Source organism: Streptomyces sp. NPDC007346 (assembly GCF_040703535.1).
Classification (GTDB): Bacteria; Actinomycetota; Actinomycetes; order Streptomycetales; family Streptomycetaceae; genus Streptomyces.
In genome coordinates this window covers 1-26,094 of the sequence record NZ_JBEYKR010000103.1, presented here as the reverse complement: position 1 = coordinate 26,094, position 26,094 = coordinate 1, and the positions used below count along the sequence as shown (strand labels likewise).

24 protein-coding genes, 1 tRNA gene and 1 pseudogene are annotated in these 26,094 nt (G+C 71.9%); 12 read left to right on the top strand and 14 right to left on the bottom strand.

Annotated elements, in window-relative coordinates; translation table 11 throughout:
• Window positions 1-91 (bottom strand): annotated as a pseudogene (locus AB0917_RS24125) (3-hydroxyacyl-CoA dehydrogenase); the annotation flags it as partial.
• A tRNA-Cys gene (locus AB0917_RS24120) sits at window positions 90-161 on the bottom strand. The pseudogene AB0917_RS24125 and the gene AB0917_RS24120, both read right to left, overlap by 2 nt.
• Before the next feature lie 347 nt (window positions 162-508).
• Here AB0917_RS24120 and AB0917_RS24115 point away from each other — a divergent pair.
• From AB0917_RS24115 to AB0917_RS24090, 6 genes are all read left to right on the top strand, one after another.
• Window positions 509-1,954: an MFS transporter gene (locus AB0917_RS24115; RefSeq protein WP_366821716.1), complete on the top strand. Its 1,446-nt coding sequence runs from the start codon at window positions 509-511 to the stop codon at window positions 1,952-1,954.
• 35 nt (window positions 1,955-1,989) lie between these two features.
• Window positions 1,990-2,187: a hypothetical protein gene (locus AB0917_RS24110; RefSeq protein WP_018488586.1), complete on the top strand. Its 198-nt coding sequence runs from the start codon at window positions 1,990-1,992 to the stop codon at window positions 2,185-2,187.
• Window positions 2,187-2,555: a Fic family protein gene (locus tag AB0917_RS24105; protein WP_366821715.1), complete on the top strand. Its 369-nt coding sequence runs from the start codon at window positions 2,187-2,189 to the stop codon at window positions 2,553-2,555. The genes AB0917_RS24110 and AB0917_RS24105 overlap by 1 nt, the downstream gene beginning before the upstream one ends.
• A gap of 170 nt (window positions 2,556-2,725) precedes the next feature.
• The gene (locus tag AB0917_RS24100) at window positions 2,726-4,510 is read left to right on the top strand and encodes a DEAD/DEAH box helicase (protein WP_366821714.1); all 1,785 of its coding nucleotides are present in this window, start codon (window positions 2,726-2,728) and stop codon (window positions 4,508-4,510) included.
• A 474-nt stretch (window positions 4,511-4,984) separates the two neighbouring features.
• Entirely contained in the window at window positions 4,985-5,629 is a 645-nt protein-coding gene (locus tag AB0917_RS24095; RefSeq protein ID WP_366821713.1) for a helix-turn-helix domain-containing protein, read from the top strand.
• 182 nt (window positions 5,630-5,811) lie between these two features.
• A complete protein-coding gene (locus AB0917_RS24090; protein ID WP_366821712.1) occupies window positions 5,812-6,600 on the top strand; it encodes a S16 family serine protease in 789 nt (262 codons plus the stop codon).
• Between the two features lie 49 nt (window positions 6,601-6,649).
• On the opposite strand, the gene AB0917_RS24085 is transcribed toward AB0917_RS24090, so the two are convergent.
• The 8 genes from AB0917_RS24085 to AB0917_RS24050 all read right to left on the bottom strand — a co-directional run bounded on the left by AB0917_RS24085 (window position 6,650) and on the right by AB0917_RS24050 (window position 13,317).
• A complete protein-coding gene (locus AB0917_RS24085) occupies window positions 6,650-8,005 on the bottom strand; it encodes an MFS transporter (protein ID WP_366821711.1) in 1,356 nt (451 codons plus the stop codon).
• A 27-nt stretch (window positions 8,006-8,032) separates the two neighbouring features.
• Complete coding sequence (locus AB0917_RS24080) at window positions 8,033-8,233, bottom strand: hypothetical protein (protein WP_366821710.1); 201 nt, start codon at window positions 8,231-8,233, stop codon at window positions 8,033-8,035.
• Window positions 8,234-8,274: 41 nt separating this feature from the next.
• Window positions 8,275-8,907: a helix-turn-helix domain-containing protein gene (locus AB0917_RS24075; RefSeq protein ID WP_366821709.1), complete on the bottom strand. Its 633-nt coding sequence runs from the start codon at window positions 8,905-8,907 to the stop codon at window positions 8,275-8,277.
• A 103-nt stretch (window positions 8,908-9,010) separates the two neighbouring features.
• The gene (locus tag AB0917_RS24070) at window positions 9,011-10,003 is read right to left on the bottom strand and encodes a glycine betaine ABC transporter substrate-binding protein (RefSeq protein ID WP_366821708.1); all 993 of its coding nucleotides are present in this window, start codon (window positions 10,001-10,003) and stop codon (window positions 9,011-9,013) included.
• Complete coding sequence (locus AB0917_RS24065) at window positions 10,003-10,875, bottom strand: ABC transporter permease (RefSeq protein WP_366821706.1); 873 nt, start codon at window positions 10,873-10,875, stop codon at window positions 10,003-10,005. Before AB0917_RS24065 ends, AB0917_RS24070 begins: the two co-directional genes overlap by 1 nt.
• The gene (locus AB0917_RS24060; RefSeq protein WP_366821705.1) at window positions 10,872-12,137 is read right to left on the bottom strand and encodes a betaine/proline/choline family ABC transporter ATP-binding protein; all 1,266 of its coding nucleotides are present in this window, start codon (window positions 12,135-12,137) and stop codon (window positions 10,872-10,874) included. The genes AB0917_RS24065 and AB0917_RS24060 overlap by 4 nt, the downstream gene beginning before the upstream one ends.
• On the bottom strand, window positions 12,130-12,777 hold the full coding sequence (locus AB0917_RS24055) for an ABC transporter permease (protein ID WP_366821704.1): 648 nt from the start codon (window positions 12,775-12,777) through the stop codon (window positions 12,130-12,132). The genes AB0917_RS24060 and AB0917_RS24055 overlap by 8 nt, the downstream gene beginning before the upstream one ends.
• A gap of 66 nt (window positions 12,778-12,843) precedes the next feature.
• The gene (locus AB0917_RS24050; RefSeq protein ID WP_366821703.1) at window positions 12,844-13,317 is read right to left on the bottom strand and encodes an Lrp/AsnC family transcriptional regulator; all 474 of its coding nucleotides are present in this window, start codon (window positions 13,315-13,317) and stop codon (window positions 12,844-12,846) included.
• A 122-nt stretch (window positions 13,318-13,439) separates the two neighbouring features.
• Here AB0917_RS24050 and hppD point away from each other — a divergent pair, with 122 nt between their 5' ends.
• Entirely contained in the window at window positions 13,440-14,585 is a 1,146-nt protein-coding gene (gene hppD / locus AB0917_RS24045) for a 4-hydroxyphenylpyruvate dioxygenase (RefSeq protein WP_366821702.1), read from the top strand.
• A 93-nt stretch (window positions 14,586-14,678) separates the two neighbouring features.
• Here the strand turns inward: hppD and AB0917_RS24040 are convergent, their stop codons facing one another.
• A complete protein-coding gene (locus AB0917_RS24040; RefSeq protein ID WP_366821701.1) occupies window positions 14,679-16,361 on the bottom strand; it encodes a tetratricopeptide repeat protein in 1,683 nt (560 codons plus the stop codon).
• A gap of 97 nt (window positions 16,362-16,458) precedes the next feature.
• Here AB0917_RS24040 and AB0917_RS24035 point away from each other — a divergent pair, with 97 nt between their 5' ends.
• Window positions 16,459-17,826: an FAD-linked oxidase C-terminal domain-containing protein gene (locus AB0917_RS24035; protein ID WP_366821700.1), complete on the top strand. Its 1,368-nt coding sequence runs from the start codon at window positions 16,459-16,461 to the stop codon at window positions 17,824-17,826.
• Window positions 17,827-17,848: 22 nt separating this feature from the next.
• Here the strand turns inward: AB0917_RS24035 and AB0917_RS24030 are convergent, their stop codons facing one another.
• Complete coding sequence (locus AB0917_RS24030; protein ID WP_366821699.1) at window positions 17,849-18,331, bottom strand: SsgA family sporulation/cell division regulator; 483 nt, start codon at window positions 18,329-18,331, stop codon at window positions 17,849-17,851.
• A 250-nt stretch (window positions 18,332-18,581) separates the two neighbouring features.
• Here AB0917_RS24030 and AB0917_RS24025 point away from each other — a divergent pair, with 250 nt between their 5' ends.
• A complete protein-coding gene (locus AB0917_RS24025) occupies window positions 18,582-20,237 on the top strand; it encodes an RDD family protein (protein WP_366821698.1) in 1,656 nt (551 codons plus the stop codon).
• A 224-nt stretch (window positions 20,238-20,461) separates the two neighbouring features.
• Window positions 20,462-21,133: an RDD family protein gene (locus AB0917_RS24020; protein ID WP_366821697.1), complete on the top strand. Its 672-nt coding sequence runs from the start codon at window positions 20,462-20,464 to the stop codon at window positions 21,131-21,133.
• Between the two features lie 163 nt (window positions 21,134-21,296).
• On the opposite strand, the gene AB0917_RS24015 is transcribed toward AB0917_RS24020, so the two are convergent.
• A complete protein-coding gene (locus AB0917_RS24015) occupies window positions 21,297-21,638 on the bottom strand; it encodes a hypothetical protein (protein WP_366821696.1) in 342 nt (113 codons plus the stop codon).
• Window positions 21,639-22,007: 369 nt separating this feature from the next.
• Here AB0917_RS24015 and AB0917_RS24010 point away from each other — a divergent pair, with 369 nt between their 5' ends.
• Together AB0917_RS24010 and AB0917_RS24005 are read left to right on the top strand one after the other, a co-directional pair.
• Window positions 22,008-24,410, top strand: coding sequence for an immune inhibitor A domain-containing protein (locus tag AB0917_RS24010; RefSeq protein ID WP_366821694.1), 2,403 nt, complete (start codon window positions 22,008-22,010; stop codon window positions 24,408-24,410).
• Window positions 24,411-24,534: 124 nt separating this feature from the next.
• Window positions 24,535-24,903 (top strand): hypothetical protein, encoded by a 369-nt coding sequence (locus AB0917_RS24005; RefSeq protein WP_366821693.1) that lies wholly within the window; start codon window positions 24,535-24,537, stop codon window positions 24,901-24,903.
• Between the two features lie 89 nt (window positions 24,904-24,992).
• Here AB0917_RS24005 and AB0917_RS24000 read toward each other — a convergent pair whose 3' ends face one another.
• Window positions 24,993-25,589, bottom strand: a complete 597-nt coding sequence (locus AB0917_RS24000) for an isochorismatase family protein (RefSeq protein WP_366821692.1) — start codon at window positions 25,587-25,589, stop codon at window positions 24,993-24,995.
• Window positions 25,590-26,094: the final 505 nt, after the last annotated feature.

The following is a 26,094-nucleotide window of genomic DNA, read 5'->3' as shown; positions in this document are numbered from 1 at the left end:
CGAAGCGCGCCAGTTCGCGGGCGGCCGGCAGGGTCAGGCTGGCAATCGCGCCCTTGGAGGCAGCGTAGGCCGCCTGGCCGATCTGCCCGTCACCGTGACCGGAATCGAACCGGTGTAACTCGAGTTGCAGTCGAGCCCCTGAGCCTCTCGGGCACACGGCCAAGCGTTTGCTGCTTCGTGATCGACGTTAGGGGGTGCGGGGAGCGGGCGACAAGGGAAAGGGCCGGTACGCAATACGACTGCCACACGCCGTTCACGCCCGGCCCTCCGGCCTACGACCAAGGGACGAACGCGACCGGGCACAGCGACAGGGCCCAAACCGCCCCACGCCCCTTACTCTGGGGCCATGACCGCCCCCGAACAGCGTGACGGCACCGATGCCGCGCGCCCCGCACCGACCGATCCGCCGCACGACCTGCCGGGCGGCCCCACCGACCCGGCGACCGGACTGCCGGCCGACCTTCCCACCGGCCTGAAGACCGGCATACCCGACGACGTACGGCCCGGCATGCCGGACGCCCTGCCCGGCGATCTGACCGGGGCGGTCGCGGGGGCGGCCGCCGAGGGCGTGCTCGGGCGCACCTACCGGGCGCTGAGCATCGGCATCGTCTCCGTGGTGTTCCTCATCGCGTTCGAGGCGACGGCGGTCGGTACGGCGATGCCGGTCGCCGCCCGCGAGCTGCACGGCATCCCGCTCTACGCGTTCGCCTTCTCCGCGTACTTCACCACCAGCCTCTTCGCCATGGTGCTCTCCGGCCAGTGGGCCGACCGGCGCGGACCGCTCCAGCCGCTCGCCACCGGGATCACCGCCTTCGGGGTCGGCCTGCTGCTCTCCGGGGCGGCCGGCTCCATGTGGGTCTTCATCGCGGGCCGGGCGGTCCAGGGGCTCGGCGGCGGGCTGGTGATCGTCGCCCTGTACGTGGTGATCGGGCGGGCCTACCCCGAACGCATCCGGCCCGCCATCATGGCCGCCTTCGCCGCGAGCTGGGTGATCCCGTCCGTGGTCGGGCCGCTGGCCGCCGGCACGGTGACCGAGCACCTCGGCTGGCGCTGGGTCTTCGTCGGCATCCCCGCCCTCATCGTGATCCCGCTGGCCCTGGCCCTCCCCGCGATCCGCCGGATGGCCTCGGGCCCGGCGGACCCGGACGCGCCGGCGCAGCCGTACGACCGCCGCCGCATCCGCCTCGCGCTGGGGATCTCGGCGGGGGCCGGGCTGCTCCAGTACGCGGGCCAGGAGCTGAACTGGCTCGCGCTGCTCCCGGCCGCCGCGGGCGTCGCCCTGCTGGTGCCCGCCGTACGGGGCCTGCTGCCCACCGGGACCGTACGGGCGGCGCGCGGGCTGCCGTCGGTGATCCTGCTGCGCGGGGTCGCGGCCGGTTCGTTCATCGCCGCCGAGTCCTTTGTCCCGCTGATGCTGGTGACCCAGCGCGGCCTGACCCCGACCATGGCGGGCCTCTCCCTGGCGGTGGGCGGCGCGACCTGGGCGCTCGGCTCGTTCGTCCAGTCCCGGCCGCGCCTGGAGCCGCACCGGGAGCGGCTGATGGTGAGCGGGATGGTGCTGGTGGCGGCCTCGATCGCGGTGGCCCCCACCGTGCTGATCCAGGCGGTCCCGGTCTGGATCGTCGCCGTGGCCTGGGCCTTCGGCTGCTTCGGCATGGGCATGGTGATCGCCTCCACCAGCGTGCTGCTGCTGAAGCTGTCGGCCCCGGAGGAGGCGGGCTCCAACTCCGCCGCCCTCCAGATCTCCGACGGCCTCTCCAACGTCCTGCTGCTGGCCATGGGCGGCGCCGCCTTCGCGGCCCTCGGCGGCAAGGCCCTGGGCGCGGCGGCGCACGGCACGGCGGGCGGTGCGGCCCAGGGCTCGCACCCGGCGGCGTTCGCGGCGGTGTTCCTGCCGATGGCGGTGGTCGCGGTGGCGGGGGCGTGGGTGGCTACGCGGGTGCGGGAGAAGTAGCGGTACCGCGTGGTACCACCCGGTACCATGGACCCATGGCTGGTCTGAATCTGCGGTTCACCGAAGAAGAGCTGGACTCCCTGCGATCCCGTGCCGAGGCCGAGGGCAAAAGCATGCAGGCATTCGCCCACGACGCGGTGATCACTGCCATAAACGAGCACTCGCGGCTCTTCAACGAGGCCGCGGACCACGTTCTGAAAGCGAGTGAGGAGCTCAACCGGAGGCTCGCCTGATGCAGTACCTGACCCTGCCCGAGCTGTTGAACCTGGCTGAGCGGCTCGGCGCTGCGGAGGTGCGCGACTACGGGCTGTTGGAGTCCGCCCTGGCAAGACCGCAGGCGAGCGTGTTCGGCCAGGACGCGTATCCGGACGTCTGGCAGAAGGCCGCGGCCTTGATGGAGTCCCTCGCACGCAACCATGCGCTGGTGGACGGGAACAAGCGCATCGCGTGGTACGCGACCTGGGTCTTCCTTCACATGAACGGCCATCCGCTCGACCCGATCTTCGACGTCGACGAAGCGGAGCGGTTCGTGCTGGCTGTGTGCCAGGGCGCCCTGGACATGCCCAAGATCGCCGAACAGTTGCCGGGGTTCGCCCGGTAGCCGTATCTGTGAAGAGGGTCTCAACGGACTCGGACCGCGACTCGTTCGTACGGGTTCTCAGCCGGGCCCCCGGTAGGGTGGCCCGGTTGTCGTATCGCGGGCCGGGTCCCATCGGGCCGGGCGCGGTGCGGACAGCGATCCACGTACCCGAGCGCCCCGAACCGGAGACCGTGACTACTACCACCGCCTCCCACCACCTCTCACCCGCCTTTCCCGGCCGCGCCCCCTGGGGCACCGCCGGCAAGCTGCGAGCCTGGCAGCAGGGGGCCATGGAGAGGTACGTCCAGGAGCAGCCGCGCGACTTCCTCGCCGTCGCGACGCCCGGCGCGGGCAAGACCACGTTCGCGCTGACCCTCGCGTCGTGGCTGCTGCACCACCATGTCGTCCAGCAGGTGACCGTGGTCGCCCCGACCGAGCACCTCAAGAAGCAGTGGGCGGAGGCAGCCGCCCGGATAGGCATCAAGCTCGACCCGGAGTACAGCGCCGGCCCGCTGAGCAAGGAGTACCACGGCGTCGCCGTCACCTACGCGGGTGTCGGCGTCCGCCCGATGCTGCACCGCAACCGCTGCGAGCAGCGCAAGACGCTCGTGATCCTGGACGAGATCCACCACGCCGGTGACTCGAAGTCCTGGGGCGAGGCCTGCCAGGAGGCGTTCGACCCGGCGACCCGGCGGCTCGCCCTGACCGGTACGCCGTTCCGGTCGGACACCAACCCGATCCCGTTCGTCCAGTACGAGGAGGGCAACGACGGCATCCGCCGCTCCTCCGCCGACTACACCTACGGCTACGGCAACGCGCTCGCCGACGGCGTGGTCCGCCCCGTGATCTTCCTCAGCTACAGCGGCAACATGCGCTGGCGCACCAAGGCCGGGGACGAGATCGCGGCCCGGCTCGGCGAGCCGATGACCAAGGACGCCATCGGCCAGGCCTGGCGCACCGCGCTCGCGCCCACCGGCGAGTGGATCCCCAACGTGCTGAGCGCCGCCGACAAGCGGCTCACCGAGGTCCGCAAGGGCATCCCGGACGCGGGCGGGCTCGTCATCGCGACGGACCAGGACTCGGCGCGCGCGTACGCCAAGATCCTGAAGAAGGTGACCGGCGAGAGCCCGACCGTGGTCCTCTCCGACGAGAAGGCGGCCTCGAAGAGGATCGACAAGTTCAGCGCGGACGAGTCGCGCTGGATGGTCGCGGTCCGCATGGTGTCCGAGGGCGTGGACGTGCCGCGCCTGGCGGTCGGGGTGTACGCGACCACCATCTCGACGCCCCTCTTCTTCGCCCAGGCCGTCGGCCGCTTCGTGCGCTCCCGCAGGCGCGGTGAGACGGCCTCCGTCTTCGTACCGACGATCCCGATGCTCCTCGACTTCGCCAACGAGATGGAGGTCGAGCGGGACCACGTCCTCGACAAGCCGAAGAAGGGCGGCGACGAGGAGAACCCGTTCTCCGAGGAGGACAAGCTCCTCGCCGACGCCGAGCGGCTGGAGGACGAGGAGACCGAGGAGCAACTGCCCTTCGAGGCGCTGGAGTCCGACGCGGTCTTCGACCGGGTGCTGTACGACGGCGCCGAGTTCGGCATGCAGGCCCACCCCGGCAGCGAGGAGGAGCAGGACTACCTCGGCATCCCCGGCCTCCTGGAGCCGGACCAGGTGCAGCTCCTCCTCCAGAAGCGCCAGAGCCGCCAGATCGCGCACAGCCGCCAGAAGCCGGCCCAGGAGGCCGACCTCCTGGAGAAGCCGGCCGACGCCCGCCCGGTGGTCACGCACAAGCAGCTGCTGAGCCTGCGCAAGCAGCTCAACACGATGGTCTCCGCCTACACCCACCAGAGCGGCAAGCCCCACGGCGTGATCCACACCGAACTGCGCCGCGTCTGCGGCGGCCCCCCGAGCGCCGAGGCGACGGCCCACCAGATCCAGCAGCGGATCGCCAAGGTCCAGGAGTGGGCGACCCGGATGACGTGACGGGTGCCGTGCCCCGCCGCCCTCCTGCCCTCCGTGCGGCTCGTTCCGGTCCATCCGGGACGGGCCGCACGCCCGTTTCCGGCCACGCGGAACCGCCCGGCCGGAAAATTGTGCACCCTTCGATTCACGGTCGGTTAACGCCAGTTCACACGCCGCACACAAAGGGTCGCGGCCACGTCTGCCGACCAGGACGCGCGTAGATGTTCGCGTTTCGGACGCCACCGCGCTGACCGGCGGTTATGTCGTACGGTCGGGACCACGCCCGATGGAGCGCCCGGATTCTGGACGAGGGCTTCCGCTGAGCGGACTGGCTCGCTACTGTCCCCGCCATATGAACGCCCCGTGGCAGAGCCGCCGCGGAGCGCAGCCGGTGCCTTGGCCAGACCGGCGGCCTCTCCGTGCGTCGCCGCTGGGACCGGCGTCGCAACCGCCGGAGCAGGGCCGTCGTCGCTCACCCGAAGAGGAGAGGGCGTCGTGACCGCGGAGACTTCCCAGACGCTCGACCGAGGACTGCGCGTCCTCAAACTGCTCGCCGATACCGACCACGGCCTGACCGTCACCGAGTTGTCCAACAAACTCGGTGTCAACCGGACCGTCGTCTACCGGCTGCTCGCCACCCTGGAGCAACACGCCCTGGTCCGCCGCGATCTGGGCGGCCGCGCCCGGGTCGGACTCGGCGTACTGCGCCTGGGCCGCCAGGTGCACCCCCTCGTCCGGGAGGCCGCGCTGCCCGCGCTGCGCTCCCTGGCCGAGGACATAGGGGCCACCGCCCATCTCACGCTCGTCGACGGCAGCGACGCCCTCGCGGTCGCCGTCGTCGAGCCCACCTGGACCGATTACCACGTGGCCTACCGGGCGGGCTTCCGGCACCCGCTGGACCGCGGTGCCGCGGGGCGGGCCATCCTGTCCGCCCGCCGGCACACGACGGCGGGGCATCCCGGCTACACCCTCACCCACGGCGAGCTCGAAGCCGGTGCCAGCGGGGCGGCCGCGCCCCTGGTCGGGGTGTCGGGGGTGGAGGGGAGCGTCGGTGTGGTCATGCTCGCCGACGCCGTGCCGGAGCGGGTCGGGCCCCGGGTGCTCGACGCCGCCCAGGAAGTGGCGGACGCCCTGAGGTAGGGGCGGGGCCGGGGGTGGGGGAGCGCGACGAGGTGTACGCCTGGCGCGTTCCCCCCTCCGGTCCTGCGGCGCGGGGACAGCGGGAACGGCGGGCGGGACAGCGGGACCGGCGGGCGGGGCAGCGGGGCCGGGGGCGTACGCCTGGCGCGTTCCCGTCGGTGCGTGGCGGTTAGATTGGACGCGTGCTCACTCGTCTCTCGCGCCCCCGCGCCCTCGCCCTCTGCACGCTGCCCGTCCTCGCCCTGTTCGGTACGGCGGCCTTCGCGCCGCTCCCGTTCACCGTGGCGCAGCCCGGGGTGACCGCTGACGTGCTCGGCAAGGACCGCGGCAGGCCGGTGATCACCATCACCGGCGCTCGGACCCGGCCCACCGAGGGCCAGCTGCGGATGACGACGATCGTCGCCACCGGGCCCAAGGCGGACATCCGGGTCGGCGACGTGCTGGACGGCTGGTTCCGTACGGACCGGGCGGTCATGCCCCGGGACTCCGTCTACCCGACCGGCGGCTCCGAGCAGGAGATCGAGCAGCACAACCTGAACGACATGAAGGAGTCCCAGAACGTCGCCGTCGACGCGGCCCTGAACCACCTGGACCGCGAGGCCGGCTCGATGCGGGTGACCGTGGACCTCGGTGACATCGGCGGGCCCAGCGCCGGACTCCTCCTCTCCCTCGGCATCATCGACAAGCTCGACGGCGACGGCCAGGGCGGCGATCTCACCGGCGGCCGCACCATCGCCGGTACGGGGACGATCAGCGCGGACGGCAAGGTCGGCGCGGTCGGCGGGGTCTCGATGAAGACCCAGGCCGCCCACCGCGACGGGGCCACCGTCTTCCTCGTCCCGAAGGCCGAGTGCCGCGAGGCGGAGGCCGAGCGGCCCGACGGGCTGCGGCTGATCCCCGTCACGACGCTCGGCGGCGCGGTGGACGCGCTCCAGGCGCTGGAGCACGGCGGGAAGGTGCCGAGCTGTTAGCCGGTGGTCCGGGACGGTGCTGAGCAGCCAGGAGGTGAGGTGCCGGCTGCTAGTCGGTGGTCTTCGTGGTCTTCGCCGGTACGGCGGACTCCTGGCCCGCGTCCGCCGGCGCCCTCCCCTCTGCCGCCCCGTCCGCCGGCGCCCTGTCCTCTGGCGCCCCGCCCTCGGCCGCCCCCTCCTCCGCCGGCCTCTCCATCGTCCGCCACGACGGGAACACCAGCGGGCTCAGCGTCGCCAGGAGGTACACCCCGCCCATCGCCAGCAGCGCCCCCGACGAGCCCAGGCCCTCCACCAGCAGCCCGGCCGCCAGCCCGCCCAGTGGCATCGCGAACTCGCAGCCGGCGGTCAGCGCCCCCGAGACCCGGCTGCGGAGCCGGTCCGGCACGCGCTCGTAGAGCACCGTCGTCAGGATCGGGTTCAGCACACCTCCCGCGATCCCGCCCAGCAGCATGGTCACCGCCAGCGGCAGCGTCGTCCCCGTCACCGCCGCGACGAGGAACCGCGGGGCGCCGCACAGGATCACGCACACCGTGAACACCGCCCGCCGCGGGAAGCGGTGGCCCACCGCCCCGTACAGCAGCGCCCCCGTCAGGCCGCCCGCCCCGAACAGCGCGGTGAGCAGCCCGATGTCCCTGGCCCCGCCCAGCTCGGCCTCGGCGTGCACCGGGAGCAGGACGGCGTGCCAGCCCTGGTCGGCGCCGTTCATGAACATCACCATGACCACGACCGACAGCAGCAGCCGGGTGGACAGCAAGTAGCCGTAGCCCTCGCGGAGTTCGGTGCCGTACGTGCGCAGCGAGACGGGCGCCTGGGCCTTGCGCGGTTCGGCCGAGCCCACTCCCCGTACGCCGACGGCGATCAGCAGGGCGGAGAGCCCGAACGTCGCGGCGTCCAGCAGCAGTACGGTCTCCGAGCCGGCGAAGGCGATGAGTATCCCGGCCAGCGCCGCCCCGACCATCCTGGCCCCGCGTGAGACCGCGTCGAAGAGGCTGGCGGCGCGGGGGAGTGTGGTGCCCGCGTGCTCCGCGAGGTCGGGGATGAGGACGTACCGGGCGGTGTTGCCCGGGGTGTGGGCGAACCCGTTCAGCGCCATCAGCGCGCAGAGCATCCAGAATTCGAGGGCGTCCGCCCGGTGCAGCAGCGGGATCGCGGCGATGGCGAGGCCGCAGACCGTGTCCGAGGCGATGGCGACCCGGCGGCGGCCGATCCGGTCGATGAACGGCCCGCCGATCAGCGCGGCGACGACGATCGGCAGGGTGGCGCAGAAGGCGACGAGCCCGGCCCGCCCGGCGCTGCCGGTGGTCTCCAGGACGAACCAGGGAACACCGATCAGGGTGAGTGAAGTCCCGGCCGTGGATATGGAGTTGGCCGCGAGCGTGGCGGCGAGCGGTGTGCGGTGACGCATGGCTGTGCTCCCCCCGGAGGTGGTCGGCTAGGCCGTACGGAACGGCCGGGCGCAGGTCGCCGTCGGCCCGTTCCGTGCCAGCCGGAGACCGACCTTGACCAGCGTCCAGCCGATCCGGGCCCGCAGGCGGGGGCGTTCGGTGCGGAACTCCGATGCCGCGCGCCGGAGTTCGGCGGACCGGTCGGCGTGCAGGGCGAGGTGGATGTCGGCGTGCGTGTCGGCGTGCATGGGTAAGTCCCCTCTGGCCGTGGGTCGTAGGAGTGCGCTGCTCATTCGGAGGGGCGGGGGAAGACGTGCAGGTGGGTCCGTACGACCGCTGAGCCTTCGGCGTCCTCCGGGACGCGGTCCCGGTAGCCCTCCACGACGTCGTGGAGCTTCATCGCCAGCTCCTGTGCCAGCTCGGGGGTGAGGCGGAGCTTGTAGTCGCTCATGTCCCAGACCCGCTGCCACTCCCGCGGCCACTCGTCCATCGTGCCGAGCCAGGTGCTCAGCTCCCGGGCGTGGGAGGTCGCCGTCTCGTGCAGGACGACGCCGATGGCCCCGCGTACCTCCGGGTCGGCGTGTGTCCGGAACTCCGAAGTCTCGAACGTCGTCCCCTCGTGCACCGCCCGCCACCAGCGCTCACGGCCCTTGCCCAGTTCCGGGGCGTCCTCGACCAGCCCGGATTCGGCCAGTTGGCGCAGGTGGTAGCTGGTCGCGCCGCTGGACTCCGCCAGCCGTTCGCCGAGCCCGGAGGCGGTGGCGGGGCCGAACTCCCGCAGGGCGTTGAGGAGCCGGATCCGCAGCGGGTGCGCGAGGGTGCGCAGCGTACGGGCGTTGATGGTGTGGATGTTCCGGTCACCGGCGGGGGATGGGGTGGGGGCCGCGGCGGGGGAGCGCCGGCCGGACTCGTTCTCCGTCATGCTCCGACCGTAGGTGTGCAAAGGGTTCTTTGCAAGCCGTTTTTTGCATCGACCCCTTTGCAACCTTGTCTCTGCAACTCGCGGCGCCTGCCCCGCCCGCCCCTCACCCCTCCTTGATGAACCCCTCCGCCACCAGCCACTCCTTCGCCACCTCGTGCGGGTCCTCGCCGTCCACGTCCACCTTGGCGTTCAGCACCTGGGCGACCTCGGTCGTCAGCTTCCGGCTGACCGGGTCCAGCAGGTCCGCGATCTCCGGGTACTTCTCGTAGGTCGCCCGGTGGATGACGGGGGCCGCGTTGTAGTTGGGGAAGAAGTGCTTGTCGTCCTCCAGCACCTCCAGGTCCATGGCCTTGATCCGGCCGTCGGTGGTGAACACCTCGCCCAGCAGGCAGGAGCCGGACTTGGAGACCTGGGTGTAGATGATCCCGGCGTCCATCTTCCGGATGTCGGCGGCCGGGATCTTCATCCCGTACCGCCTCTCCATGCCGGTCAGCCCGTCGTCGCGGGAGGCGAACTCGTTCTCCACGCAGATCGTCACCGCGCCCGGGTCCGACTTCGTCAGGGCCGCCACGTCCGAGAGGGTCCTGAGCCGGTACCGGGCGTTGTTCTTCTTGCTGATGGCCAGGGCGTAGGTGTTGTCGAGGGTGGACTGCGGCAGCCAGACCACCCCGTTGCCCCGGTCCTCGTCCCGGACCGCCTCCCACTGCTTCTGCGGGGCGACGATCGGCTCCTCGTGGCCGAGGTAGGTGATCCAGGCGGTGCCCGTGTACTCGTACATCGCGTCGGCGTCACCGTTGACGACCGCCTCGCGCGCGCTGATCGAGCCCGGCAGGTTCGTCCGGTCCAGGACCTCCGCCCCGGCCGCCTTGAAGACCAGGCCGATCATCTGGCCGAGGACGATGTTCTCGCTGAAGTTCTTCGAGGTCACCGTCAGGGAGGCGCCCTGGAGCGGCCTGCCCCGGCCGACCGACCCCGGTGACACCTCGTCCGCCATCGGCGAACCGCTCTTCAGCCCGCACCCGCCCAGCAGCAGGGCCAGGGACAGGGCGACCCCGCCGCCCAGGAGGGACCGGCGCCGCACACCGTACGTACCCATCACCGCTCCTCCAGCCCGCGCGGCGTCAGCACCAGCTCGGCCAGCGAGGCCAGCCAGTCCACCAGCAGCGCCAGCACGACCGTCAGCACCGACCCGATGACCAGCACCGGCATCCGCTGCGTCTGGATCCCCGAGGTGATCAGGTCGCCGAGCCCGCCGCCCCCGCCGAACGTGGCCAGCGTCGCCGTACCGACGTTCAGGACGAGTGCCGTACGGACGCCCGCGAGGATCAGCGGCACCGCGAGCGGCAGCTCCACCTTCAACAGGACGCCCCGCCCGGACATCCCCATCCCGCGCGCCGCCTCGATCATGTTCGGCTCGATCGCCCGCAGCCCCGCCACCGTGTTGGAGAGCACCGGCAGCACCGCGTAGATCACGATGCCGATGATCGCGGTCCGCGGGCCGATGCCCAGCCAGATCACCAGCAGGGCCAGCAGGCCGATCGCCGGGGTCGCCTGGCCGATGTTGGCCAGCGCCGTGAACACGGGGGCCGCCCTCCGCAGCCGCCGCCGGGTCAGCGCGATGCCCAGCGGGATCGCGATGATCAGCACCCAGAAGGTGGAGATCGCCGTCAGCCGCACGTGCTGCCACCAGCGCAGCTGTACGTTCCCGCCGGAGAGCGAGTTCTCCGCGATGGAGTCCAGGTGGATGCTGGTGATCCACACGTAGGTGATGACCAGGATGACCGCCAGCACCAGCGGCAGGACGACCAGTTTGCGCCAGGTGATCCGGCGCGCCGGGGCGGCCGGGGCGGGGGACGGGTCGCTCTCCTCGTCGTGGAACGCGTGGCCCTTGACGTCGTGCTCGCCCGGCGGCCGGGTGGGGGTGGTGGGCGGCCCCTTGCCGGGGCCGGCCGGATGGCTGGGGCTCATACTCCGCCGCCACCCCCCTCCAGCTCCTGCTCGGTCCGGTGGACGCGCAGCTCCTCCAGCTCGTGCTGGTGCTCCATGGCGGTCAGCCGGTCGGCCTCCAGCAGCTCCTGCACGTTGTCCATCAGCGTCTTCATGTCGACGACGCCGATGAACTCGCCGCGCCGCCCGGTCACCGCGACCCGCCCCCCGCTGTCGGTCAGCACCGCCTCCAGCGCGTCGTGCAGCGTGGCGTCCCGGGTCACCGTGTCGTGCACCAGCTGCCCGGCCCGCGCCAGCGAACCGCGCGCCCGCATCAGGTCACCGCGGCGCAGCCACTTGTACGGGCGGTTCCTCCGGTCCAGCATCAGCAGCTCGTTGTGCGGGCCGTTGCGCAGCTTGTTGAAGATCGTCTGGAGCGGGTCCTCGACCGTCACCGTCGGGAAGTCCGCGATGCCCACATCCCGTACGCGGGTCAGGTTCAGCCGCTTGAGGGCCGCGCCCGCCCCGACGAAGCCGGAGACGAAGTCGTCCGTCGGGTTGGTGAGGATCGCCTCGGGGGTGTCGAACTGCGCGATGTGCGACCGCTCCCGCAGCACCGCGATCCGGTCGCCGAGCTTGATCGCCTCGTCGAAGTCGTGGGTGACGAACACGATCGTCTTGTGCAGCTCGTGCTGGAGCCGGATCAGTTCGTCCTGGAGGTGGTCGCGGGTGATCGGGTCGACCGCCCCGAACGGCTCGTCCATCAGGAGTACGGGAGGGTCGGCGGCCAGGGCCCGTGCCACGCCCACGCGCTGCTGCTGGCCTCCGGAGAGCTGGCGCGGATAGCGGCCGTGGAACTCGCGCGGGTCCAGGCCCACCAGGTCGAGCATCTCCTCCACCCGGTCCTTCACCCGCGACTTCGACCAGCCGGTCATCTTCGGGACCAGCGCGATGTTCTCCGCGACCGTCATGTGCGGGAAGAGGCCGGAGGACTGGATGGCGTACCCGATCTTGCGGCGCAGCTTCACCGGGTCGATGTCGGTGACGTCCTCGTCGCCGATCCTGATCCGGCCCGAGGTGGGCTCGATCAGCCGGTTGATCATCTTCAGCGTGGTGGACTTCCCGCAGCCGGACGGGCCGACGAAGATCACGGTCTCGCCCGCCCTGATCTCCATCGAGACGTTGTCGACGGCCGGATTCGGGTTGCCCGGGTACTTCTTGGTCAGGTTCTCCAGCTGGATCGTGGCCCCGGAGGTGGCGGTGGTCCCGCCCGCCGTGACGGTCTCGGTCTCGGCCTCAGGCACGGATCCCCCTCGGGATGGTCAGCCGCCCCAGCAGGACGTACGCGGCGTCGAAGAGCAGGGCGAGTACGACGATGCCGAGCGTGCCCGCCAGGACCTGGTTGATCGCGTTGGCGCTGCCCAGCGAGGCGATGCCCCGGAAGATCTCGTTGCCGAGGCCGGGCCCGGAGGCGTACGCGGCGATGGCGGCGATGCCCATCAGCATCTGCGTGGAGACCCGGATGCCGGTCAGGATCGGCGGCCAGGCGAGCGGCAGCTCCACCCGGCAGAGCCGCGCCGGCCGGGACATCCCGATGCCCGTCGCCGCGTCGACCAGCGCCGGGTCGACGCCCCGCAGCCCCACGATGGAGTTCCGGACGATGGGCAGCAGCCCGTACAGCGTCAGGGTGATCACGGTCGGCGCGACGCCGAGCCCGACCAGCGGGATCAGCAGGCCGATCGCGGCGAGCGAGGGGATGGTGAGGACCGTCGAGGTGGAGGTGATGGCCAGCGAGCCGCCCCAGCCGCTGCGGTAGCTCACCACGCCGATCGCCACGCCCAGCACGGTGGCGATGACCATGCACTGGAAGACCGCGCTGACGTGCTGGAACGCGTCCGTGAGCAGCTGCTGGTGGCGGGTGCTCAGATACTCCCAGAAGCTCACACGGCACTCCTTCGGCTCGGACGGCGCTCGGGCTTCCCCGAACTACCCTGCCCGGATTTCCCCGGCTCAGACGGTGTCCTGGGCCGCCTGTTCCACCAGGGGGATGATCCGCAGCGGAACCGGGTTCTCCATGACGATCGCCGTGGAGGCCCGAACGATGCCATCACATCCGACAACCCGGTCGATCACCCGCTGGAGATCGGCGTTGGAACGGGCCACCAGCCGGCAGAACATGTCCCCGTGCCCGGTGGTGGTGTGCAGCTCCAGCACCTCCGGTACGCCGCCCAAGTACGCCCGTACGTCGGCCCCTTGGCCCTGCTTGATCTCCAGCGTCGCGAACGCGGTGACCGGGTAGCCGAGCGCCGCCGGATCCACGTCCGGGCCGAACCCGCGGATGACGCCATTCGACTGAAGCCGGTCCAGCCGCGCCTGCACGGTCCCGCGCGCCACGCCGAGCCGCCGCGATGCTTCGAGGACTCCGATACGCGGCTCACGCGCGAGCAGCACGATGAGCCGGCCGTCCAGATGATCGATCGCCATGAGCCTGCTTTCAGTGGTCAGCCTGTACAGATAGTCCGGCCATCATGGCGATCCACTGCACACATTGACCAGTGAATACGCGAACTATTGCGCACCTTGCGATACGGGGAGAGCCTTCGAACATGACTGAGACTCTGCACACCAGCCCTGACACCGCCGCGCAGGCCGACCGCTTCCCGGTCAAGGGAATGGACGCGGTCGTCTTCGCCGTGGGCAACGCCAAGCAGGCCGCGCACTACTACTCGACCGCCTTCGGCATGAAGCTCGTGGCCTACTCCGGACCGGAGAACGGCAGCCGCGAGACCGCGAGTTACGTCCTGACCAACGGCGCCGCCCGCTTCGTCTTCACCTCGGTGATCAAGGCGTCCACCGAGTGGGGCACCTTCCTCTCCGAGCACGTCGCCGAGCACGGCGACGGTGTCGTCGACCTCGCCATCGAGGTCCCGGACGCCCGTGCCGCCTACGCGTACGCCGTCGAGCACGGCGCCCGTGGCATCACCGAGCCGCACGAGGTCAAGGACGAGCACGGCACCGTCGTCCTCGCCGCCATCGCCACGTACGGCAAGACCCGCCACACGCTGGTCGAGCGCTCCGGCTACGACGGCCCCTACCTCCCCGGTTACACCGCCGCCGCTCCGATCGTCGAGCCGCCGGCCAAGCGCACCTTCCAGGCCATCGACCACTGCGTCGGCAACGTCGAGCTGGGCCGGATGAACGAGTGGGTCGGCTTCTACAACAAGGTCATGGGCTTCACCAACATGAAGGAGTTCGTGGGCGACGACATCGCCACCGAGTACTCCGCCCTGATGTCGAAGGTCGTCGCCGACGGCACGCTGAAGGTGAAGTTCCCGATCAACGAGCCGGCCATCGCGAAGAAGAAGTCGCAGATCGACGAGTACCTGGAGTTCTACGGCGGCGCCGGCGTCCAGCACATCGCGCTCGCCACCAACGACATCGTCGCCACGGTCCGCTCGATGCGCGCGGCCGGTGTGCAGTTCCTGGACACCCCCGACTCGTACTACGACACCCTCGGCGAGTGGGCCGGCGAGACCCGGGTGCCGGTCGAGACCCTGCGCGAGCTGAAGATCCTGGTCGACCGGGACGAGGACGGCTACCTGCTCCAGATCTTCACCAAGCCGGTCCAGGACCGCCCGACCGTCTTCTTCGAGATGATCGAGCGCCACGGCTCCATGGGCTTCGGCAAGGGCAACTTCAAGGCCCTCTTCGAGGCGATCGAGCGCGAGCAGGAGAAGCGCGGCAACCTCTGATCCCCGGCGCTTCACGCGGATACGCCACCGCGGCCCGGGGCAGCACCCCGGACCGCGGTGGCGCGGGCCGTTCAGGGCCCCGCGCGCGGGACGTCACGGACTCGTCGACGCGTCCGCCGCACTGCTCGGGGCCGCCTCCCCGGTGGCGGACGGACGCGCGGGGGACGGCGACGGGGAGGCGGACCCCGTCGGCGCGGGAGTCCCGGACCCGGCCTCCCGTTCCGGCTCCCGCTTCGGCTCGGGCTGCGTCTCCGGCTTCGGCTCAGGGGCCGCGGGCGGGGGCGCCGGCCGCATGTCCCCCGGCCCGCCCGGCGGCGGCTCACCGAGCGCCTCCAGCGCCTCCCGGGCCTTCGGCGCGTCCAGCGGCGAGAAGGCCGGGTTGGTGCGCAGCGCCTCCTGAAGGTGGCGGCGGGCCGGACCGTAGTGGCCCAGCTCCCGTTCGATCACGCCCAGGTGGTACACGTACGAGGCGTTCCGCACCCCCGTGTCCACCGCCCGTTGCACGTACTGAAGCCCCTCCTCGGAGTCGCCCGCCCGGTGCAGGGCCCAGCCCAGCGCGTCCGCCACCGCCGCACTGCGGTGCTGCTTCTGCCACTGGCCGCGCAGCAGCTCCACCGCCACCGCCGGGTCCCCGTGGTCGCTCTCGTACCGGGCCCGGACCACCGACTCGTCGACCCCGGCCGCCTTCGCCCGCTCCAGCAGCTCGTCCAGCCTCTCGTACTGGCTCCGCGCGTCGCCGTCGAGCTCCAGGGACGCGTACAGCTCGCCCAGTTCGAGGACGTAGGCCGGGCGTGGGAGCTTGGTGACCGCCCTCTGGTACGCGTCCAGCGCCTCGTCGGTGCGCTCCAGCGCCACCAGCGCCCGCGCCCTGCCCGCCAGGGAGGCGTGGTGGCCCGAGTCCGTGCGCAGCGCCGCGTCGAACTGCGCCACCGCCTCCTCGGGCTCGCCCCGCTCCCAGGCCAGCTCGCCCAGCCGGTGCAGCGCCTCGGCCTTCTCGGCGGGCTCCGTCGCCCGGTCGGCCGCCTCCCGGGCGGTGGCCAGCGCGTCCTCGCGCCAGCCCTGGCCCCGGTAGAGGTCGGCGGTGCGGGCCAGCGCCGGGACGCCCTTGCGCAGCTCGCCGAACTTCTCCGTCGCCTCGGTCGCCGCCTTCCGGTCGCCGAGGCCGGTGTACGCGTCGATGAGGACCGGGTACACGCTCCAGGACTTCGGCCGCTGCTTGCGTACCGTCTCGCCCCACCGCTTCGCCGCGAGGAAGTCCTGCCGCGCGTTGGCCAGCGCCGCCATCCCCACCCACGCCTCCCCGTTCCCGCGATCACCCGGCCGGGCCTCCAGCGAGCGCTTCAGCGCCTCCTCGGCGCGCCCGAAGTACGTGGCGTCCGCCGAGCGCCGCCCCCACTCCACGTACGCCGAACCGAGCGTCGCCCACGACGGCGCGTCGTCCGGGTGGGACTCCACCCACTTCTGCCGGTCCCCGATGAGCGCGGTCAGGTCCGAGAGGGAGGCGGGGGAGCCCGCCGTCGCCGCCGCCTCGGCCCGCTCCACCGGCCCCGGCTCCTTCGCGGCGTCCCGCCCCCGGTCGGGCACGGCCACCAGCGCACCGGCCAGCAGCACACCCGCCGCCACCGCCCCGAACGCGGCCCGGCGCAGCGTGGTCCGCAGGGTGGGAGGGGGCGGCGGTACGGCGGTGGCGCCTTCGGCGGGCATCACGTAGGGGTCGTGCGGGGACGGCTCGGGCGGCCGGCGGGACTCGGGATCCTGCTGGGGCATGACATCCATGGCCATCACTGTGCGTCAGTCATACGAGCACACCGCGCCTTGGGATCGCCGCCGCCGACGGGTTCACACCATTGGCCCCGGGTGTCACGCTTGGATCATGAGCGATCTTCTCGAACGCCTGCGCACGGGCCTTCTCCCCGAGGCCCTGATCACCGACCCGGACGTCACCGCCGCCTACGCCCACGACATGGCGAGCTTCTGCGAGGCCGGCACCCCGGCCGTCGTCGTGCTCCCGCGCACCGTCGAGCAGGTCCAGCACGTCATGCGCACCGCCACCGCGCTGCGCGTCCCGGTCGTCCCGCAGGGCGCCCGCACCGGCCTGTCCGGCGCGGCCAACGCCTCGGACGGCTGCATCGTGCTGTCCCTGGTGAAGATGGACCGCATCCTGGAGATCAGCCCGGTCGACCGGATCGCCGTCGTCGAGCCCGGCGTCGTCAACGCGGTGCTCTCACGCGCGGTGAACGAACACGGCCTCTGCTACCCGCCGGACCCCTCCAGCTGGGAGACCTGCACCATCGGCGGCAACATCGGCACCGCCTCCGGCGGCCTGTGCTGCGTGAAGTACGGGGTCACCGCCGAGTACGTCCTCGGCCTCGACGTCGTCCTGGCCGACGGGCGGCTGCTGACCACCGGCCGCCGTACCGCCAAGGGCGTCGCCGGGTACGACCTCACCCGGCTCTTCGTCGGCTCCGAGGGCAGCCTCGGCGTCGTCGTCAAGGCCGTCCTCGCCCTCCGGCCGCAGCCGCCGCAGCAGCTCGTCCTCGCCGCCGAGTTCCCCTCGGCAGCCACCGCCTGTGACGCTGTGTGCCGGATCATGGAGGGCGGTCACACCCCGTCACTCCTCGAACTGATGGACCGGACGACCGTACGTGCCGTCAACGCACTGGCGTCCATGGGACTGCCCGAGACCACCGAGGCGCTGCTCCTGTGCGCCTTCGACACGCCCGACCCGGCGGCCGACCTCGCCGCCGTCGGAGCGCTGTGCACCGCCGCCGGAGCCACCGAAGTGGTCCCGGCCGACAACCCCGCCGAGTCCGAACTCCTCCTCCAGGCCCGCCGGATGTCGCTCACCGCGCTGGAGACCGTCAGGTCCGCCACGATGATCGACGACGTCTGCGTACCGCGCTCGCGGCTCGGCGCGATGCTGGAGGGCACCGCCGCCATCGCCGAGGAGTACGGCCTGACCATCGGCGTCTGCTCGCACGCGGGCGACGGCAACACCCACCCCGTCGTCTGCTTCGACCACACCGACCCCGACGAGTCCCGCCGCGCCCGCGAGTCCTTCGACGCGATCATGGCGCTCGGTCTGGAGCTGGGCGGGACCATCACCGGCGAACACGGCGTCGGCGTCCTCAAGAAGGAGTGGCTCGCCCGCGAACTGGGCGAGACCGGTATCGAGTTGCAGCGCTCCGTCAAGGCCGCCTTCGACCCGCTCGGCCTCCTCAACCCCGGCAAGCTCTTCTGACCCCCGCCGCCTACGGGGACCCTCACACCTCACCTTCCTGGGACGGCGACTCGTCCGCCGACCACGGGTCGCTCAGCCACAGGTCGTCCGCCGGCAGCGGGGCCAGCAGCTCCGCCAGCGCCTCGTCGATCCCGAGCCGGTCGCTCTCCGTGCCCGGCGGCACGACGCACAGCGTCCGCTCCACCCAGGCGGCCACGGCGGCCGAGGGCACCTCCAGGAGGGCGTTGCCGTCGGGGGAGGTGAGGGCCACACAGATGACGCTGCGCTTGTCGACCTTCGTCGGCCAGATCCGTACGTCCCCGTGCCCGCACGGCCGGAACACCCCCTCCACCAGCAGCTCCCGGGCGAACGTCCAGTGCACGGGCGACTCGGAGCCGATGTGGAAGGCGATGTGCACGGCGTACGGGTCGTCCGTGCGATACGTCAGTCGGGCGGGGACCGGGATGGACCGCTCGAGGGACAGGACCAACTTCAGTTCCAGCTCACGTTCCACGATGCTCATCATGAGACTGCACGACCTTCCGGTGCTCATGGGCCGGTCCCGGTGACCGTCCCGCACAAGGAGAGAGCGCCCTCCCCGTCATCTATTACGCGACTTCCCAAAAAAAACTTCGATCCGCCTCGGAAGTGGTCCCGAACAGGTGGACCGGCCCGGGGGCACGTGGTGGTCTGATAGATGTGGACCCTTGTATGGAGGCCGTCCGCCCTCCCGGCGCCGTACGGCCTGAGGCCTCGAAGAGATACGGGACCCGCTGATGAGCGCGCCAACTCCGGCACCCGGTGACGACAGCCCCCGTGAGGGCTACTACCCCGATCCCTCCATCCCCGGCTACGTCCGGTACTGGAACGGCGCGTCCTGGGTGCCTGGTACGAGCCGGCCCGCGCCCCAGCAGACCGCTCCGGCCGCCGCCCCCGTTCCTGCGCCCGCTCCTGTTCCTGACCCTGCTCCTGCCCCGTCGGCGGGTTCGCAGGCCGCGCAGGTGGAGGGGGCCGGGCCGGTGGTGGAGACCGGGCCGATCTTCTTCGACGAGGAGGAGAGCCTCCCGGCCGGCTCGGGCCGGTCCGCCGCGGAGCACGCCGAGGCCGGGTCCGTCTGGCAGGCGGACTCCGCGCGCCAGACCGGCTTCGGCGGCGAGCGGGACCGCCGGGTCTCGTGGGGCGGCCCGACGCCGGAGCCCGCCGCTGACCCGAGGGCGCCCCTCGCGCAGGACCCGGCCGGCGGTGCGCTGCCGGGGACGCGGGACGAGGGGAGCGGCGGCCGGGTGGTGGGCGCGCGCCCACCGACCGAGGGTACGGTCACCATCCGCGCGGTGGGCCCGCAGAACGTGAGCGGGGCACAGAGCCTGAGGCCCGCTCAGTCCCCCGTACCTCGGGCGCTCCCGGCCCCCGCCGCCACCGCTCAGGCCCTCCCGGCACCGGCGCGACCTGCCCCGGCCTCCGATCCGCAGGAGGCGCCGCAGGGACCGGTCCAGGTCCCCGCCGCCACCCCCTCACCCGCACCGGCCCCCGCCGCCACCCCCGTACCTCCAGCGGCTCCGCACACGCCGCTCACGCCGGGACCCGGCGGCGGTTCGGCGTCCTGGGCGCAGCAGGTCCGCGAACTGGCCCAGCCCGAACCGCACCAGCACCACCAGCAGGCCCCTCAGCATCAGCAGGCGCCTCAGCTCCAGCAGGCCCCTCAGCTCCAGCAGGCCCCTCAGCTCCAGCAGGCCCCTCAGCATCAGCAGGCCCCTCAGCACCAGCAGCAACTCCAGCACCAGCAAGCACTCCAGCAGCAGGCCCCCCATCAGCAGCCCCTCCACCCCCCGCCGCACCAGCACCAGCAGCCCCCCTTCGCGCAGTCCGGGGCGGCGGCCGATCAGCCGGTCGCGCCCTGGAAGCCCCCGGCGGCTGACGACCCCTTCCAGCAGCTCGTCCGCGCCCGGACGGCGGCCAGGCCCGCCGGGCTCGGCAAGCGGTTCGCCGCCCGCCTGGTCGACAACCTGGTGCTCGGCGCGGCCGTCGGCGCGGTGGCCGTCCCCCTGGCCACCCAGGGGCTGGACCACATCGACGGGAAGATCACCGCGGCGAAGCAGACCGGCGAGACCGTCACCGTCTGGCTGCTGGACTCCACCACCGGGACACTTCTGGGGGCCCTGTTCGCCGCCTTCCTCGTCCTCGGCTTCCTCCTGGAGGCGCTGCCCACCGCCAAGTGGGGCCGGACGCTCGGCAAGAAGCTCTTCGGGCTCGACGTACGGGACATCGAGTCCCACGACGCGCCCACGCTGGGGGCGGCCCTGCGCCGCTGGCTCGTCTACGGGGTGCTGGGGCTCCTGGTCATCGGCGTGGTCAACGTGCTCTGGTGCCTGATCGACCGCCCCTGGCGCCAGTGCTGGCACGACAAGGCGGCCCGCACGTTCGTGGCGGGCTGAGCGGCCCCGGGAGGCTGAGCGCGCCCCGGGGAGAACGGGGCCGGGGAGCGGGACCGAGGGAGCGGACTCAAGGGATCAGGCGCAAGGAAGCGGCCCGGGATCGCGCCCCGGAGAACGTGGCCGGGCGGGCGGCGAAGGTGCCGCATAGACTCGTATGCCACCCCGCGTCCCCCGAACGCACCTGAGCCGTTGCGGGCCCCGGTGGCGCGGGATGCACTGCCCCCATGAGCAACGACCAGCCGACGCCCGGCCAGCCGCCCGAGGACGACGATCCGTTCCTCAAGAAGCCGCAGGAGCCCCCGCCGCCGTCAGCGGGTCAGCCCTACGGCAGTGCGCCGCCCCCTCCGCCGCCCCCGCCCCCGCCGAACGACCCGTACGGCGGTGGTGGCGGCTTCGGCGCGCCCGACCCGCTGGCCGGGATGCCGCCGCTCGCCGAGCCGGGCAAGCGGATCCTGGCCCGGCTGATCGACTTCCTCATCATCTCGATCCCGCTGTACCTGATCTCGCTGTTCTGGGGCGGCGCGGTCGACGTCACCTCCGACGACGGCGGCGACGGGTTCGGCGACGCGATCAGCAACTCCTACACCGGCAACCAGTTCCTGTGGTCGCTGATCGGCCTGGTCGTCTATGTCGCCTACGACACGTACTTCACGCACAAGGACGGCCGCACCCCGGGCAAGCGGCTGCTGAAGCTGCGCGTGGCCATGCTCAACGACGGGCGGGTGCCCGACACCGGGGCCGCGTTCATGCGGGCCGCCGTCCTGTGGGCCCCGGCGCTGCTGTGCTGCCCGTGCCTGTGGTGGCTGATCAACATCGTGCTGATGTTCACCGACAAGCCCTACCGGCAGGGTCTCCAGGACAAGGCGGCCAAGACCGTGGTGGTCACGGCCCGCTAAGCGCACCGGCCCGCCAGGCGCACCGGCTCGCCAGGCACACAGGCCCGCCAGGCACACAGGCCAGCACGGACACCGGCGGCCGGTACGCACACCGGCGGCCGGTACGCACACCGGCGGCCGGGCGGGGTACCCCCTCCGCCCGGCCGCCGGGGACGCGAGCCGCTCAGCGACGCAGCGAGTGCTCACCCGCCGGCTGGTCCGCCCGCTGGGAGGAGCGGCCGGCCGCCACCCGCTGCCGGGCGCCGACGCCGTCCAGGGCGTGGTGCGTACGGGCGGCGGAGGCGTGGGCGGTGTGCCGCGGGTGGGCGGCCCGGCCGGTGGCGGTCTGTCCTTGCTGGGCCTGGGGCAGGCGCACGGCCACGAGCAGGCCGAGCGCGAGCGCGGTGACGGCGGCGAGGGCCACGCCGAGGCCCGACTCCGTACCGGAGAGCAGCAGCAGGGCGAGGGTCGTACAGATGACGGTGGCCGAACCGTAGACGAGCTGTGCGGCAGTCGGACGCGGCATGGCGGATTCCGTCCTCGGGACGTCGGATGGGCGGGCGGTCGGCACGTGCACAAGCGCCTTCCGACCCTACGACGGTGGATGCCCGAGAGGGACCGGTAGTAAGCGTGACCTAACCCACGGTACCGGTGCACAGGGGGCGCACGGAGTCACGTCTCCCGCCAACCGGACGGTCCGGCGCGCCCGTTGGCGGTGATCCTGTCCGCATACCGGAAGAGTGCTCCTGCATAGTGCACTTGGTCTGTTCAAGTCAAGGTCTGTCTTTTCTCTCGCAACTCCGATCGAATGTCGTCACTTGTGACGCGTTTACGCGCGCGGCCCTCTCCATACCCCCCTGGCCGCTGCGCGGACGCCCGGGGAGGACTGCATCAAGTGACCAATCAGAGACGGGCTCTTCGCACCGCTGCTGTTGTCGTGGCCATGGCCGCGACCGCGGCGACGGCGTCGACCTTCGCCACGGCCCAGGCGCATGACACCACGTCAGGTTCCGCCGCTTCCACCGTCGACCGCCGTGACCCGGCGCCGGCCAAGGGGCACGTGGAGCACAACCTCGAAGGCCCCTTCAGCGAGCAGCAGGCAGCGCAGCGGGAGGCCGCGCTGGAACAGGTGCTCTCCGGGGACAAGAAGGTGACGACCAGGAGCGGTTCCAAGGTCGTCAAGCTCGGCGACAAGAAGTACGTCGAGCTCGGGCGGGAGAAGACCGACAAGATCTTCACCATCCTGCTGGAGTTCGGCGACAAGGTCGACGACACCACGATGTTCGACCCGGACGGCGACGGCCCCAAGCCGCCCGTCAAGAAGTACGGCGGCACGCCCGGCCCGGCGCACAACGAGATCGCCAAGCCGGACCCGAAGAAGGACAACAGCACCGCCTGGAAGGCCGACTACAACCGGGCGCACTTCGAGAAGCTGTACTTCGGCGAGGGCAAGGACGTCCACTCGCTCAAGACCTACTACGAGAAGACCTCCTCGGGCCGCTACTCGGTCGAGGGCGAGGTCTCCGACTGGGTGAAGGTCGAGTACAACGAGGCCCGTTACGGCTCCAACTACTGCGGCTCCAGCAACTGCGCCAACGTCTGGGACGCGGTCCGCGACGGCGTCAACGCCTGGGTCGCCGACCAGAAGGCCAAGGGCCGCACGGACGCGGAGATCAAGGCGAACCTGGCCGAGTACGACCAGTGGGACCGCTACGACTACGACGGCGACGGCGACTTCAACGAGCCGGACGGCTACATCGACCACTTCCAGCTGGTCCACGCGGGCGAGGACGAGTCGGCCGGCGGCGGTGCCCAGGGCGGCGACGCCATCTGGGCGCACCGTTGGTACGCGTACGGCACCGACGCGGGCGCGACCGGCCCGGCCGACAACAAGGCCGGCGGCGCGCAGATCGGCGACACCGGCATCTGGGTCGGCGACTACACCGTCCAGCCCGAGAACGGCGGCCTGGGCGTCTTCGCCCACGAGTACGCCCACGACCTCGGTCTGCCGGACCTGTACGACACCTCCGGCGGCGGCGAGAACTCGGTCGGCTTCTGGTCCCTGATGTCGGCGGGCTCCTGGCTCGGCACCGGCAAGGGCGAGATCGGCAACCTGCCGGGCGACATGACCTCGTGGGACAAGCTCCAGCTGGGCTGGCTCGACTACGACACGGCCAAGGCGGGCAAGACCTCGCTGCACAAGCTGGGCGTCTCGGAGTACAACACCAAGGACCCGCAGGCGCTCGTCGTCGAGCTGCCGGCCAAGTCCGTCACCACCACCGTCGTCAAGCCCGCCGAGGGCACGAAGCAGTGGTGGAGCGACCAGGGCGACAACCTGTCGAACACCCTGACCCGTTCGGTCGACCTGACCGGCAAGTCCTCGGCCACGCTGGACCTTTCGGGCTGGTACGACATCGAGGCCGACTACGACTTCCTCTACACCGAGGTGTCCGACAACGGCGGCACCAGCTGGACCGCGCTCGACGGCACCGCCGACGGCCAGGCCATCCCGCGCGACCCCAGCGACAAGCCGGCCCTGACCGACGTCTCGGGCGCGTACAAGAAGCTCTCCTTCCCGCTGGACGCCTACGCGGGCAAGAAGGTCGACCTCCGCTTCCGCTACCAGACGGACGGCGGCGCGGGCGGCAAGGGCTTCACGGCCGACGAGATCACCATCACGGCCGACGGCGCCGTCCTCTTCTCGGACAACGCCGAGGGCGACGACAACGGCTGGGCGGCGAAGGGCTTCTCGCGGATCGGTGAGTCGTTCGCGAAGGACTACCCGCAGTACTACATCGCGGAGAACCGCCAGTACGTGTCGTACGACGAGACCCTCAAGGTCGGCCCGTACAACTTCGGCTTCGCCAACACCCGTCCCAGCTGGGTCGAGCACTACGCGTACCAGACGGGTCTGCTCGTGTGGCTCTGGGACACCTCCCAGAAGGACAACAACACCTCGGTCCACCCGGGCCAGGGTCTGATCCTGCCGGTCGACGCGCACGCCAAGCCGCTGAAGTGGAAGGACGGCACGATCCTGCGCAACAAGATCCAGCCGTTCGACGCCCCGTTCAGCTGGTACCCGAACAAGGGCTTCACGCTCCACAACGCGGACGTGCCGCTGAAGATCCAGCCCTCGCTGGGCAACCCGGTCTTCGACGACCGCAAGGGCACCTACTGGTACAAGGAGAACCCGACGGGCAGTGTCAAGGTTTCTGACACCAACACCCGCATCTCCATCCTCCTGGAGCCGCTCGACGGCTCCTCGATGACCGTCCTGGTCAGCCCCTCGGGCCGGTAATCTCGTAACGCCGCAGGTCAGAGCATGATCGGCCGTCGCCCTCTAGCGGGCGGCGGCCGATCGTGTTTAGGTGCGTCTTGTTCCCGTCCTTATTGACACGACGTCTCACGGGGGAGTGCGGAGTATGGCAGGCGGAGGTTTCTGCAGGTTGCCGAACGGCACGGTGGTGGTGGCCCTCACCCTCACCAGACCGACGGAGGGCGCGGCCCCCTGTCCGGGTACGGGGGCGGGCCCGGGGGCCCCGGTACGGGTGCTGGTCCACGCGGCGAACCGGGCGCGCGCCCTGACCAGGCTGCGCAACCTGGGGCTGCGGGCGGTGTACCTGCGAGGCAACGACCGGCCGCCCACCCCGGACGAGGTCACGGCGGTGCTGCACCACCCGGACGGCCTGCTGTGGCGGGCGGCGCCCCAGGCGGCCCAGGAGCTGTGGCACCCGATCAGGGCCCTGCTGGGCCCGGCCGGGCATGCCGGGCCCGCCCGCCCGGCGGCGTAGGGGGCTTCCGGCGTCCGCCCGGCGGCGTGGGACCGGCTTCCGGCGCTCGTACGGGGCGTGGGGCGGGCTTCCGGCGCTTGCGGCGGGGGCTACAGGGCCTCGGCGACGAGGGGCTTGCCGGAGAGCTTCACGCCCGCCGTCCGCAGCTCCTCCAGGGCCCGCTCGGTGGTCGCCGGCGAGACCCCGGCGGTCAGGTCGAGCAGCACCTGGGTGACGAAGCCCTCACGGGCCGCGTCCAGGGCGGTGGCCCGTACGCAGTGGTCGGTGGCGATGCCGACCACGTCGACCTCGGTGACGGACCGCTCGCGCAGCCACTGGGCCAGGCCGGTGCCGTTCTCGTCGGCGCCCTCGAAACCGCTGTACGCCGCCGAGTGGGCGCCCTTGTCGAAGACGGTGTCGATGGCCCCGGAGGCGACGGCGGGCGCGAAGTTCGGGTGGAAGCCCACGCCCTCCGTACCGGCGACGCAGTGGACCGGCCAGGAGTCCACGAAGTCCGGGGTGTCGGAGAAGTGGTCACCCGGGTCGACGTGGTGGTCCCGGGTGGCCACGACATGCCGGTAGCCGGGCTGGGCCTCACCGATGAGGTCGGTGATGGCGGCGGCGACATCGGCACCACCCGCCACCGCGAGGCTGCCGCCCTCGCAGAAGTCGTTCTGAACGTCGACGACGATCAATGCGCGGTGCATGGCGGGTGTCCTTTGGTGGGGGAGGGAGCGGCGATGTTCCAACATTCACAGGGATGCCATCGAGCGTAGAGACTAGGCGCCCACAATCAACCCCCGCCCCCTACAGCCGACCAGGCCCCCGCTCCAGCCGACCGGGTCCCCGCTCCAGCGGACCGGGCCGCCTTCCCAGCGGGTCGGGCCGCCATTCCAGCGGGCCGGGCCCCCATTCCCGCGGGGCCGGCCACCATTCCAGCCCGTCCGGCGTTTGAGGACGGAACCTTCGCGGCGGGGACCCCGCACCGGACAGCCACCATTCCAGCCCGTCCGGCGTTTGAGGAGGGAACCTTCGCGGCGGGGACCCCGCACCCGGCGGCCGCCCGGCCCGTCCGGGCACCACCCCAGCCCGTCCGGCGCTTGAGGACGAAGCGGCCCCCGGACGGCCCCCGCCCCCCCCCCCCCCCCCCCCCCCCCCCCCCCCCCCCCCCCCCCCCGGGGGCGGGGCCCCGCCCCCCCCCCCCGCGGGGAG